Origin of the sequence: Stappia sp. BW2 (assembly GCF_008107695.1) — a bacterium.
Taxonomy (GTDB): domain Bacteria; phylum Pseudomonadota; class Alphaproteobacteria; order Rhizobiales; family Stappiaceae; genus Roseibium.
Window position 1 is genome coordinate 280,637 of record NZ_VIRG01000060.1, and the last position, 13,166, is coordinate 293,802.

The 13,166-nt window shown below is 57.7% G+C and carries 11 protein-coding genes; 6 read left to right on the forward strand and 5 right to left on the reverse strand.

What is annotated here, in order from left to right:
* Positions 1-208 precede the first annotated feature (208 nt).
* The 3 genes from repA (at position 209) to repC (ending at position 4,102) form a co-directional block, all read left to right on the forward strand.
* On the forward strand, positions 209-1,447 hold the full coding sequence (gene repA, locus FMN63_RS10885) for a plasmid partitioning protein RepA (protein WP_148583994.1): 1,239 nt from the start codon (positions 209-211) through the stop codon (positions 1,445-1,447).
* A gap of 2 nt (positions 1,448-1,449) precedes the next feature.
* Entirely contained in the window at positions 1,450-2,454 is a 1,005-nt protein-coding gene (repB, locus tag FMN63_RS10890; protein WP_148583995.1) for a plasmid partitioning protein RepB, read from the forward strand.
* A gap of 373 nt (positions 2,455-2,827) precedes the next feature.
* The gene (gene repC, locus FMN63_RS10895; protein ID WP_148583996.1) at positions 2,828-4,102 is read left to right on the forward strand and encodes a plasmid replication protein RepC; all 1,275 of its coding nucleotides are present in this window, start codon (positions 2,828-2,830) and stop codon (positions 4,100-4,102) included.
* A 77-nt stretch (positions 4,103-4,179) separates the two neighbouring features.
* Here the strand turns inward: repC and FMN63_RS10900 are convergent, their stop codons facing one another.
* The 5 genes from FMN63_RS10900 to FMN63_RS10920 form a co-directional block, all read right to left on the reverse strand.
* Entirely contained in the window at positions 4,180-5,190 is a 1,011-nt protein-coding gene (locus FMN63_RS10900; RefSeq protein WP_148583997.1) for an ABC transporter permease, read from the reverse strand.
* A 16-nt stretch (positions 5,191-5,206) separates the two neighbouring features.
* Positions 5,207-6,736 carry a sugar ABC transporter ATP-binding protein gene (locus FMN63_RS10905; protein WP_162530017.1) on the reverse strand — a complete coding sequence of 510 codons (1,530 nt, stop codon included), beginning with the start codon at positions 6,734-6,736 and terminating at the stop codon, positions 5,207-5,209.
* Positions 6,737-6,795: 59 nt separating this feature from the next.
* Positions 6,796-7,743, reverse strand: a complete 948-nt coding sequence (locus FMN63_RS10910) for a sugar-binding protein (RefSeq protein WP_148583998.1) — start codon at positions 7,741-7,743, stop codon at positions 6,796-6,798.
* Between the two features lie 279 nt (positions 7,744-8,022).
* Complete coding sequence (locus tag FMN63_RS10915; protein WP_162530018.1) at positions 8,023-9,015, reverse strand: substrate-binding domain-containing protein; 993 nt, start codon at positions 9,013-9,015, stop codon at positions 8,023-8,025.
* A gap of 39 nt (positions 9,016-9,054) precedes the next feature.
* The gene (locus FMN63_RS10920; RefSeq protein WP_148583999.1) at positions 9,055-10,035 is read right to left on the reverse strand and encodes an NAD-dependent epimerase/dehydratase family protein; all 981 of its coding nucleotides are present in this window, start codon (positions 10,033-10,035) and stop codon (positions 9,055-9,057) included.
* A 189-nt stretch (positions 10,036-10,224) separates the two neighbouring features.
* Between FMN63_RS10920 and FMN63_RS10925 the strand changes: the two genes are divergently transcribed.
* The 3 genes from FMN63_RS10925 to FMN63_RS10935 all read left to right on the forward strand — a co-directional run bounded on the left by FMN63_RS10925 (position 10,225) and on the right by FMN63_RS10935 (position 13,150).
* Positions 10,225-10,965 (forward strand): ATP-binding cassette domain-containing protein, encoded by a 741-nt coding sequence (locus tag FMN63_RS10925; RefSeq protein WP_148584000.1) that lies wholly within the window; start codon positions 10,225-10,227, stop codon positions 10,963-10,965.
* 13 nt (positions 10,966-10,978) lie between these two features.
* Positions 10,979-11,974, forward strand: a complete 996-nt coding sequence (locus FMN63_RS10930; RefSeq protein ID WP_148584001.1) for an ABC transporter permease — start codon at positions 10,979-10,981, stop codon at positions 11,972-11,974.
* Positions 11,975-12,145: 171 nt separating this feature from the next.
* Positions 12,146-13,150 (forward strand): LacI family DNA-binding transcriptional regulator, encoded by a 1,005-nt coding sequence (locus FMN63_RS10935; RefSeq protein ID WP_209001066.1) that lies wholly within the window; start codon positions 12,146-12,148, stop codon positions 13,148-13,150.
* The last annotated feature ends 16 nt before the right edge of the window (positions 13,151-13,166 follow it).

The following is a 13,166-nucleotide window of genomic DNA, read 5'->3' on the forward strand; positions in this document are numbered from 1 at the left end:
TAGAAATCCTGGATGCCGTGCGTCGGGAAAAAGCGCTGAATGATGCAAAGCTGCATGCGGAAAGTTACCTCTGCGGCCTTGCGCAGCCTGTTCAACCTTGAAGTGTTAGGGTTTCGTTAACTTAAATTTCCTTGCACCATCAGCAGGAATCCGGCATCCATGACGGAGTTAAAGCTCATATCGGGCATAAAACCGTCAGAGGGCATTGATGGCCGTTACCGAACAAATTTCCGGTGGACGCGATACGACCGCAAAGATCGAAAGTTTCACTCAGAAGCTTTCGGACCGTTTGCAGACGATGCGCGAAATGACCTATCCACCGGAAGCCCGCAAGGTTTTTGGCCGGACGTTTTCCACCACGGATCTGGTACGACTGCTGGGCGTGCCCGAAAGCACGCTGCGCACGCTGACGCTCGAAGGCAAGGGGCCGCAGCCACATCGCGCTGAAAACAACCGCCGGATCTATTCGGTCGAGCAGGTTTGGGAACTGAGAGCGTTCCTTGCCGAACTTCGGCCGGACGATGCCCATCGTCTGGTGCCGCATCGCCGTGCGGGCGAGAAGTTGCAGGTGATTGCCGCTGCAAACTTCAAGGGCGGCAGCTCCAAGACGACCACATCCGTTCATCTGGCGCATTATCTGGCCATTCAGGGATACAGAGTGCTGTGCGTTGATCTGGACCCACAGGCGTCCATGACCACGACATTCGGCATTCAGCCAGACCGCGATCTTCGCTCCGGCGAGGACGATGACGAGCGCACCGATACGACCTACGACGCACTGCGCTATGACAATTACCGCGTGCCTTTTTCCGACGTCATTCGCGAAACCTACTTCCCGGGCATTCACCTTGCCTGCGGCAACCTGCGCCTGATGGATTTCGAATACGATACGCCGACTGCACTGGCCGAGCGGACGACAGACGAACTGGGCCTCTTCTTCCAGCGGCTCGATGCCGTGATCAAGTCGGTGGAGGATCATTTCGACGTCGTTGTCCTCGATACGCCGCCGTCGCTCGGATACACCACAATGGCGGCGCTTTACGCTGCAACGGGTCTGATCATCACCGTTCATCCGGCCATGCTCGACGTGTCGTCCTGTTCCCAGTTCCTGAAGATGATTTCGGATGTGACCCACACGCTGTCCGAAGGCGGTGCGGTTTTCGAACATGACTTCACGAAGTTTCTGCTGACCAGGGTCAATCCCAACGACGGGCCGCAGAAGATCATGTCCGGCACCATGCGCGACCTGTTCGGAACGGACGTTCTCGTGGCCGAAGCGATTGAATCGACCGCCATCGCGTCTGCCGGGGTTGCCAAGAAAAGTCTTTACGAAATCGAACCCGGTGAAGTTGGCAGGGAAACCCTGAAGCGTGCGCTTGAAAGCGCGGACCGCGTCAACGCCGAAATTCTTGATCTGATCAAGAGTGTGTGGGGCAGGGAGGTTTGACGATGAAAAAGTCGATCGTCAAAATGATGTCCGATGCAGCGGCGGCGGCCGCTGACAAGAATGAGCCGCCAACACCTGTCGCGAGCCAGAAAGTGACCGCACCCGTCGTGAATTCCATGGGGCGCGCCTTGTCGCATATGCGCGAGGACAGCATCGTCGCTCTCGATCCCTCCAAGATCGATCCCAGCCCTTTCTCCGACCGTTTCGAAACCGACCACGAAGCCGAAGAAGCCCTGGAGGAACTCAAGCTCTCCATCCAGGACGAAGGCCAGAAGATCCCGGTTCTGGTGCGGCCGCACCCCACGGAACGGGACCGGTATCAGCTTGCCTACGGTCATCGCAGGTTGTTTGCCATCAAGGCGCTGATGGCGGAAGCGGGCAAGCCTGAGACGTTCAAGGTCAAGGCGTATGTCCGCAAGTTGAGCGACGCGGAGCTGATCAAGGAACAGTCGCTTGAAAATGGCGTTCGTGAAAACCTGACCTTTGCCGAAATGGTTCTCTGGGCTGTGCAACTTCGCGAGGCCGGTCTCAAGCAGCGTGAAATGCAGCCGGTGCTTGGCCAGGTGCAGACCGTCATTTCCAACATGCGAAAGATCGCTGACAGCATCCCGCACGACATCATTCGCACCATAGGGCGCGCCAGAAATGTTGGCCGGCCAGCGTGGATGGAACTGGCAAAACTGTTTGAGGATCCTTCAGCGGAACAGCGCGTACGCGATGTCCTCACCAGCGAGGACTTCAAGCTTGCCGCGGCCCAGGACAGGATGGCAATGGCAATGCAGGCGGCAAGGGGCAAGCAAAAGAAGACAGCTTCATCAGCGCTTCCAGCCGCGGAAATTACCTCGAACGGTGCCGTGCTGGCCAAACTGAAGAGAACATCGGCGGCAACCGTGTTCTCGATACCGAAATCCGAAGCCGAATTCGGCCACTGGCTGGAAGAGAACCTTCCGGACGTTTACCGCGATTTCCTGGAGCAAAGGAAGGGAACGGGACGGACGAAAGGATGAGGAGAATTGCGGCACATCTCGATGAGATTTGCCGTGCACATGATGTTCCGGGGCGGGGGTTCAACGATCGTTCCGGACCAGATCGGCAACAGGCCGGATGTCGGCCAAGGCCGGTAGGAAAGGAGACGGTGCGAGACAGCTAGAGACAAAATGAAAAGAGACCGAAACGGCGGCAACCGTTCAGTCTCTTTAATCACGGTTCAACTTGGAACGTCCAAACAGGAACCTCAACACTTCCCTGTTTTAGGCGAATTCCGAATCACGCGCAAGATCCATCTTGTGTGAGCGGTGGATTTCGGCCGATTTCCTGACGTTGAACCTCCTGAAACGCACAACGCCGCACGTTTGCTCGTGTCGGCGAACGGAGGTTGTCATGCCTACTGTTTCGAACGTCTCTTCCTTTCGGAAGGTGACGCCGGGAATGCTTGCGTCCCAACGACTGGCGATGTCGAACGATATTCCCGATATTGGAAAATCCGAAGTCGCAATTGCCCTGAAACGGGCGGCGCAGCCGATCGGGCTGACGTCGACGGCCTATCATGTCCTGGACATCCTGCTTGGCCTTTCAAAACCTGACGATTGGAAAGGGGACAACAGGCCGGTTGTAGCCATCTCGAACGAGAAGCTGGCCTCTTACGTCGGCAAGAGCGAACGCACAGTCATTCGAGCGATCAAACAACTGGTGGAAGCCCGTATTCTGGCCTACCGAGACAGTTCGACCGGCCGCAGATGGGTGCACCGGAACGACAGTGGCGACATCACGTTTGCCTATGGACTCGATTTTACACCTGCCAGAGTGCGCTACCGGGAAATCAAGAGGCAGGCCGACGAATGGCAGGCGCATCTCAATGCCGTACGTGAAGCTAAACGAACTGTTGCAAGACTTTCCAGAGCAATTGTCGACATCGTTGAAGCGACGAAGGATATCGACCTCACTGATTTTCAGGACCAAATGCAAGCCATTCTGGAAAACAGGCAGGATATCCAACTCAAAGCCCAGGCCTTGCTGGATCTCTACGATCTGCTGATGGAAGCTCTGAAGGAAGCCACAGACACACAGGAAAAGGCGCCTGAAAACAATAATATGTCAGGCGAACATGACAAGAATGTCACCCCTTTATTTAATACAAGCTCACCAGACTCTTATACTAATAACCGGACATCTGCTCACGCAGATGAAAATCAAAACAATTCTGACGTCGCCTACGGCGCCGAAATAGCTCCTGAGGGGGAGCAAGCGAAGCGGGGTCAGCTCCCTAACCAGCATTCTTCCGGGCAGAAAGGCACTGGTAAGGGGGATTTTGTCCGTTCTGAAACCCTGGACGCTGTTTCGATCTCTTTGCTGGAAAGTGCGTGTACGTCCATTCAAAGTGATTTCGGCATTACTCTCAACAGCTGGCCTGATCTCATTTCTGCTACGGATGTGCTGAGGATTGGCATCGGATTGAGCGAAAAGGGCTTTACCGAGGCGTGCGGAAAGCTGGGACGGCATGTTGCGGCGGCAATCCTGGCGATGGTGGCCGAAAAGGCGCTGCGCGACCCGGAAAAGATCAGTTCACCTGGCGGCTACTTCCGGGCGTGTTGCGAGCGCGCGGCAGAGGGCAAGCTTGCGCTGGCAAAATCGCTGTTCGGGCTGGCGGCGCGTTGAGCCGCGGTCAGACCAGTCTCCTGGGCCTGACCGGGCATCGTAGCGAAATCGTGGCTATCCGTGCTCGCCAGTCCGGATCATTCAGGCAGCGACTGAGGCTGAGGTGTTGCGCCCTTGATCGTTGCAAGCGCAGCGGCCTGGCGTCTGGAATTCCGGTGCTTGGTGATTTGCGTGTCGGCAATGACACCGATGAGTATCACGCTGCCCATGACCGCAAAGTTGAGGGAGGAGGGGATGCCGAGCAGATTGACGAGGTTCTGCAGAACCTGCAGCAGGATGACACCAAGGACGACGCCGACAACCGATCCTTCGCCTCCGCGCAGGGAAAACCCGCCCAGAACGGCGGCGGCGATTGCGTAGAGTTCGTAGAAGTTTCCGTGTGAGGCCGGGTGAATGGAGCGCGTATACATGGCAAAGAAGATTGCGGAAAGGCCGGTCAGAACGGCGCAGATGACATAGGCAAGGACGATGACCCGTCTGGTGTTGATGCCTGTGAAACGCGCAGCTTCCTCATTCTTTCCAACGGCGAAAAGATGCCTGCCGAACACGGTCCGGTGGAGAACGAACCAGGCGATCACCGCGATGATGGAAAAAGCAATGATCGAGTGCGGCACGCCGCCGGTTCGCCCCGAGATCAACCATTCCAGCACTGGAAAGTCATCGCCGAAGGAAAAGCCGGCGGTTCCGTCCTTGGTATAGAACCGGGCAACGCCGCGATAAATCAGGAGCCCGCATAAGGTAACGATGAAGGGTTGCAACTGGAGCCGTGTGATCAGCCAGCCGTGGATCGTGCCGAAGATAGCCCCGCAGGCCAATACGATGAGGGCAGCAATCGGCCAGGGCACACCCTGAACCACAATAAGGTCGACAAACAGGACGCCAAGCAGTGCAATGAGCGACCCGACGGACAATTCGATACCGGCCGTCACGATCACGAAGGCTTCGGCCAGGGAAAACAGGCCGAAAAGACCGATGAGGTTGGCTGTGTTTGCAAGGTTGATCGGCGACAGAAACCTCGGATTGATCAAGGCGACAACCGATCCGACGGCCAAAACGAGCAGGGCCAGCCCGATATCCTTCTTTTGCATTCGTATTCCTCACCGATTAACCGACTGCAAGCCGGAGTATGTTTTCTTCCGTCAGTTCGTCCGAGTTCAGAATTCCCGTCACATGCCCCCGGCGCATGACCGCCACTCGGTCGGACACGCCGATGACCTCTTCCATGTCGCTCGAGATCATGAGTATGCCGACCCCTTCGCGCGCCAGCGCTTGAAGCAGGTGGTAAACTTCGGCCTTAGCGCCGACGTCGATGCCGCGGGTGGGTTCATCGAAAATGATGACCTTCGGATTGGTGGCTAGCCATTTCGCCAGCACGACTTTTTGCTGGTTTCCGCCCGAAAGCTCCGCAGCAGTCTGGAATACGGAACTTGTCTTGATGGCGAGACGGGCCTGTGAATCCTTTGCAAGGGCTGTCTCGCGCTCTCTGTCGACAACGCCGAGACGCGACAGCAGCTTCAGGCAGGGCAGAGAAATGTTGCCGGTGATCGGGAAGTCCAGAAGGAGCCCCTGTTCCTTCCTGTTCTCGGGGACAAGCGAAAGTCCGGCCGAAATCGCTTCAGGAACTGAATGTGACTTGAGCTCGGTGCCATTGAGACGGATCATTCCTTCTGACAAGGCATCAACACCGAAGATGGCCCGCGCAAGCTCCGTCCTTCCTGCTCCAACCAGCCCCGCCACACCGAGAATTTCTCCAGCATGGAGGTCGAGGTCGACACTGGCGGCGGGGAAGGTGCTGGTGCGGACACCCCGCAGGGAAAGGATTGGAGTGGCCACGCCATGCGCGGTTTTTTCGTAGAACTGGTGAACGTCCCGGCCGATCATCATCCGCACCATCGCGTCCTTGCAGATTTGCGAGCCGGTAAGGTCGCCGGCATTTCGGCCGTCGCGCAGGCAAACGACCCTGTCGGCGACGTCCTCAACCTCACTGAGGCGATGGCTGATAAAGAGAACCGCAACGCCCCGGCTTCGTAATTGCCGCATGACGGAGAGCAGTCTTTCCGTCTCCGACAGGGTCAAACTGGACGTCGGCTCATCGAGGATCACAAGACGCGCGTTCATCGACAGCGCTCGGGCAATTTCAAGCAATTGCTGATCGGCAAGAGAGAGGCCGGATACGGGATCGGCGGGACCAAACCTTGTGCCAAGAAGTTGCAAGATCGGCGCAACCTTGGCTTCCATGGCCCGCTTGTCGAGCAGCCGCAACGGGCCTGAGGTAATTTCACGCCCAAGCAGGACGTTCGCGGTCACGTCGAGATTGGAAAACGGATTGAGTTCCTGATGAACGAAGGCGATGCCCAGGCTGCCGGCCTCCGCAGGCGAAAGAGCGCTGCGATGCTGGCCGTCGATGTGAATGTCGCCGCCATCAGGCGAGACCGTTCCGCCGAGCACCTTCATCAAGGTGGATTTGCCGGCGCCATTTTCGCCAATCAAACCGACGATCTCTCCGCCCGAGATACTGAGATCGACATCCTGCAGGGCGACAACACCTGGATAGACCTTCGTTACCTTGGAAAGTTCGAGCGAAATCTTCTGAAAACCGGATGGCAAGAGCTGGCTCCAATAGGTCGGTGGCATAGGCTGCGCAGTCCGCAATCTGCGGTCCGCGCAGCCACTGGCAGGCTTGGGAGTGTCGCCTAGCCTTTGATCCGCGCCTTCAGTTCCGTTTCGAAGGCATCGACGTTCGATGTGTCGATGATCTTGGTTGGAACGATGATGAGGCCGTCCCCCGGAATGCCGCTCTTGTCGCCTTCCAGGAACTTTGCCATCAGGTGCATGCCCTGATAGCCCCATTGGTAGGGGTCCTGCACGACGGTGCCGGCAAAGCTGCCTTCGCGGATGGCGCCAAGCGTGATCGGGTCTTCATCGAAGGCAATTACGGTAATCTCGCCCAGTTTGCCTGCGGCCTGCAGCGCTTCGTAGATCTTGGGCGGGTTGTAGGAATAAAACCCGACCATGCAGTCGACCTCGGGATTTGCAGCCAGGACGTCGTCGACATTCTGGCGGGCCTTGGGAAAGTCGACATCGTCGCCGCGTACGTCGACAAGTTCGATACCTGAGCCCTTGACCGTTTCCCGGAAGCCGGCGATGCGCTCCTTGGCGTTATCCGCGCCGAGGAAGCCGACAAAGCCCATGCAGGTGCCGCCATTAGGCAGAGCCTTCTTGGCGATTTCGCCTGCCTGATTTCCGGCAAGCGTGTTTGACGATCCGAGATAGGCGATGCGATCGCTTTCTGGCGCATCGCTGTCTGTCGTGAACAGCGGAACCTGCGCCGCGATGCGGTTGAAGGCGCCGATCGACGTCTTCGGATCGACCGAGGAAATCATGATGGCGTCCGTACCGGCGGCCACAAGATCGTCCATCAGCGCGTTTTGAAGCGCGGCCGTTCCCTGCGCCGGGTACCGGAATTGCAGGTCATAGCCGGGCAGTTCGGCCTGGGCGGCGTTCACGCCCGCCTCGGCCAGTTTCCAGAAATCAGACGCTGCGTTGACGACGAATGCGAGCTGCGGTTTGTCCTGGGATTGCGCCGCTGTAGCAGTGAAGGCGGCGACGGCCGCGATGCAAAGAGTTTTCCCGAATTTCATATTCTCCTCCCTTTTGAGACTGTTGGAACTAATGCGTCCAACAAAATATTAGTAATATTATTAGTAAGTGAATTCAAGCCATGCTTGGGAAGCGCCTGTCGTCATCTAAGCGACCCGCACCGTAACGGCACGCTTCCGTTGTGTTTGTCTGAAGGTCCATTTCAGGCACGATTTCACATTTCCGGAATGCCGGCCGGAGCGTCTCCCTGTGAGGCTTTTTGGAAAAAGCGCCGCCGGATCCAATGCGCAAATCCGGCGGCCAGAGGAGAGGCTAATGGGTTAGTTGTTCGCGCAGAACCCCGGATCTTCCTGGTTGCAGACATCCAGGCCCGTGTAGAGCGGATCTTCAACGCTCTCGCCGTTGATCAGCTGAATCATCACATCGGGTGCACGGTAGCCCATTTCAAAGGGGCGTTGTCCGACCTGGGCGTGGCTTCTGCCTTCGCGGAATGCCTTCGTCTGCGGGGGCAGCGTGTCGCCCGCGATGATGATCAGATCCTTTGATTTCAGCTTGTCCATGACCTGGTCTGTGACCTGCGTATAGGCCTGGGGCGCGAATTGTGCCCATCCGCCAATAAGGATGAACGCATCGAGATCCGGGTTGGCGATGAAGGTATCTGCCATCTGCTGGTTGGCGAGATCGGCCTGGTCGTTCGTGAAGACCGGGCATCCGTCAATTTCAGTCCAACCATTCTGACCGGTCAGGCGGTCGGTCCCTTTTGCGCCGGAAGCCGTGTCACGGAAGCCTTGAGCGCGGGCGTTGATGTTGTCCGCAGCCACGTTGCCGAGCTGCAGGCAGACTGAGCCGCCCTCAGGCTTCAGTTTGGCCGCTTCCTCGGCCATCTTGACGCCCATCAGGTAGTTGTCGGTTCCCAGATAGGTTTTGCGCAAATCCCGGTCTTCCGCCAGAAAATCCGCATCGATCGTCATGACGGGAACGTTCGGCGCGATCTGGCGGATGCGGTTGGCCATCGCGGGAGCATTGGACGGTGAAATCGCGATCGCCGCAACGCCGCGTGTCAGGAGATCGTCCACGATCTGCACTTCACCGGCTTCGTCAGCGGAAGACGCAGGCCCTGTGTAAAGGCATTCGTACTCACTGTTCGCGTTTTCGGACAACCATTTCTGGCAACCGAGATTTATCTGTTCGAAGAACGGGTTATCGAGACCTTTCACGACAATCGCGAGCGTTTTCTTGTCCTGCGCTGGTGCGGAACCAATCTGGAAAGCCATTACGACCGCAGTCCCGAACATCAATATCTTGCGTCTCATGCGTATCACTCCCTTCTGTTTTTCAGGTCCCGGCGCGGATTACCCCGGGTACCAGATCATGCGGGGATCTTTTTCGTCCCTTCTGTAGTTCCAGGCCCGTTCGATGAGGGCCTTGAGGTCCACCGACGGGCTCCAGCCGAGCAGCAGGCGCGCCTTGGTGTTGTCGAGCCAGTTGCTGTGCATGGATGTCGGGATTTCGGCGATCTTCAACGAACGGCTTTCGGCGAGGTGACGCGCGGCGCACCCATAGTCGACCGGTTCGTTCATCGAGATGTTGAAGAGCTGTCCGGCCGCTTCCGGCGCATCGAGAGCCGCCAGAATGGCCAGGACGAGATCGTCCACATGGACGAAGTTTCTTTTCAGCGGGTGACCGTCCCTGTCCTTCAGAAGCGGTACGTGGTTGCCGTCTGCGTAGGTGCGTAGGTCACCCTCCGAAAGCAGCTCCGTCCAGAGTGGACCGCCGAACTGGTCAGGCCCGAAAGAGAGCGCAAAGCGGAAATCGTCCTTCTCCATGATCCAGGGCGCCCGCAGGACACAGCCGTTCAGGCCGTATTGATGCCGGTATTGTTCCAGCATCACTTCCTCCAGCACCTTGGTCAGGGCATAGCAGCCAGGGTAGGCCTTGCGCTCCGAGGCTTCCGTCACCGGGCCTTCGAATGGCTGAAAGGCATGGCCGACCGCACAATCTCCGCTGATGAGAACGAACTGACGGGCGGTCTCCTGTCTGCGGAATTCCTCCAGAAGAACGAACATGCCCTTGACGGAAACATCTATCGCCAGATCGGGGGATTCCTTGACCGCGGCCATGTGCAGGACATGTGTTACGCCCTCCATGGCACTTGCAACAGCGGCTGGATCGGCAATCGACCCCTGAACGACCTGCACCCGCTCACCACCGGAAATCATCCGGTTGTTGCAAAGCGCCACGACGCTCCACTCCCGGAAGCGATCCGATGACAGGAACTCCGGCAAAAAGTTTTGTCCAACCTTTCCGGAAGCGCCGGTGAGCAGCAATTTCATTCAACGTCCCCCTTGCGTTTATTAAATAGTATTTATTAATATTAGTTAGTCAAGGATCGAAATTGATTGAACGGCGGTGTCTCAGGTGGGCGGGGGGCGGGATGGGAATGATCATCCCCGCAGCCGGACTGCCGAGGTCGGCAACGGTCGCAGAACCGGACCGAAAACCGATTGGGGAGGAGCGATCGAATGTCGAGGCTACGGCTGACAGGAATCTCAAAGAGTTTTGGCGCCATCCAGGCCCTGAGCGATGTCTCGCTCGAGGTCGCACCAGGGGAGGTGCTGGGGCTGATGGGCGATAACGGTGCGGGCAAGTCGACGCTGGTGAAGATTGTCGCCGGCAACTTCAGGCCCACACACGGATCGATTTCCATCGACGGCGACACGGTGGACTTTCACAAGCCGCGCGATGCGCAGCGGCAGGGAATTGAAGTCGTCTATCAGGACCTGGCGCTGTGCGACAACCTCACGGCAGCTTCCAATGTGTTTCTCGGCCGTGAACCGAGGCGGCAGTTCGCCGGGTTTCGCTTTCTTGACTACGCCACCATGCACAGTCGCTCGGCAGAGCTTTTTGCCATTTTGAAGTCGGAGACCCGGCCCCGCGATCTCGTCAGACGTATGTCGGGAGGGCAGCGCCAGGCCGTCGCCATCGCAAGGACGCTGCTGTCGAATGCCAAGATTGTGCTGATGGACGAGCCGACTGCGGCGATCTCGGTGCGTCAGGTGTCGGAGGTGCTGGATCTGATCCACCGTCTCAGCGACCAGGGCATCAGCGTCGTGCTGATCAGCCATCGCATGCCCGATGTCTTTGCGGTGTGCAGCCACATCGCCGTCTTGCGCAGGGGACAAATGGTCGCCAGCAAACTGGCCAAGGACAGTTCACCAGAAGAAGTGACCGGCCTGATTACCGGCGCCATTGAAACGGCGTGAGGAGAAGTTTCCGATGACAACTCTCGAACAAGCTATCGACCTCAGCCAGCACCGGTCTCCGGTCTCCCGGATCCTCGGTTCCCAGATTTTCTGGGTGTTTGCAGCCGCCGTTCTGGCGTGTCTTGCGCTCACGCTGCTGACGGATTCCTTTGCCACCCAACGCAATCTCTTCAACGTGACGCGGAATTTTGCTTTTGTCGGCCTCATCGCAATCGGAATGACGACCGTGATTGCCTCCGGTGGCATCGACCTGTCGGTCGGCTCCACGGTGGTTCTGGCCGCAATGGTCATCAGTGTGCTGATGTCGTCGGGATATCCGTTCTGGATTTCCGCGCTGGCCGCGCTGGCCGCCGCGGCCGGGGTGGGTTTGCTCAATGGGCTTTTGATCGCTTATGTCGGCATGCCACCCTTTGTCGTGACGCTCGGAATGCTGTCGGCGGCCCGCTCGCTTGCGATGGTGCTGTCGAACAACAAGATGATCTGGGAATTCGGACCCGATCACGATTTGCTTCTTTGGGTTGGCGGAGGCTCGACCCTCGGTCTGCCGCATCCGATCTATGTTCTCATCTTTTTGGCCGCGTTGATGAGTGTTGTCTACCGCTGGACGAGGTGGGGGCAATATGTGTTCGCAATCGGCGGCAACGAGCAGGCGGCGACGCTTACGGGCATTCCGGTCAAGCGAATCAAGGTCTCGATTTACATGTTTTCCGCGCTGACCGCCGGTGTTGCAGGCATCCTCATGGCTGGCTGGCTCGGCAGCGTGACCACAAATCTCGGTCAGGCGATGGAATTGACTGTGATCGCCGCCGCCGTCATCGGCGGCGCGAATCTTGCGGGTGGCCAGGGAACGGCTCTTGGAGCGGTGATAGGGGCCCTGTTGATCGAAGTCATTCGCAATTCATTGATACTATTAGGTATTTCGACCTTCTGGCAGGGAATGTTCATTGGCTGCTTCATCATTATCGCTGTTGCCTTTGACCGCATCCGAAATTTGAGCACAAACGACTGAAGGCACTGGAGTACCAGATACATGGCCGGCGAAGACAACCTTGGAACCGTTGATTTTGCAACGCAATACGGATAGTCATTCGCCGGCTTTGCGGCCACCTTCTTCAACGGTGAGGAAAACCGGAAACTAATGTCGAAAAAACGCCGGCTCGGAACAAATAGACGTCCTACGATGATGGATGTTGCCGCGACTGCCGGAGTTTCGCAGGCAACGGTTTCACTCGTTCTGAACGGCAGTCCGGGCGCGAAACTGAGCGATGCGACGCGCAGACGGGTGAACGAAGCTGCAAAGCAGCTTGGCTATAACCTTGTGCGCCGCGGCCCCCGAACGGTCATGGGCGACCGCACCAACATTCTTTTCATTGCCGACGAGATCACGACGGATCCCTGGATGGCGCTCGCGTTCGAGGGTGTCAGGGACAAGGCCTACGAATACGGCATACACGTCAGCCTTGCGGTCAGCCACGGCGACGAAGAAACCGAAAAGATGATCCTCTCGCAGATGAGCCACATGCCGTTGCTGGGGATCGTCTATGGAACAATTCTGACCCGCCGGGTTGATTTGACGCCGGTCTTCGACGACCAGCACACGGTATTGCTGAATTGCTATCGGCCCGAGCGTGACCTGCCGTCTGTCGTTCCGGGCGATGTGCTCGGCGGACGTACCGCGACGGATCATCTCATTAATGCCGGTTACAGTCGTATCGGGCTCATCAACGGGCAGCAGGGGGTGGATGCGTCCAGAGACCGGCTCAAGGGCTATCGGCAGGCGCTTTCAAGTCACGATATTCCGTTTGACAGCGAATTGGTCAAACCCGGGAACTGGGAGCCGCTTTCGGGTTACGAGCACACCCATGCTCTCCTTGATCTCGACACGCCTCCGGACGCAATATTCTGCGCCAACGACCTTATGGCGCTGGGGTGCTACGATGCCTTGAAGGAACGAGGCCTCCGCGTTCCGAACGATATCGCGGTGATAGGCTTCGACAATCGCGAGATTTCCAAGAGCATGCACCCGCCGCTGTCAACGCTTCTCCTGCCGCATTACGAAATGGGCGAAATTGCATTCGAGCTTCTTCTCGACAATGCCAATGGCCGTCAGGCCGGCCCGGCGCAAATCAAGGTGGAGTGTCCGCTTGTCGAGCGCAATTCGGTGAAGGCAACGGCTGACGACTGAAGCGCCAGGGGATCAC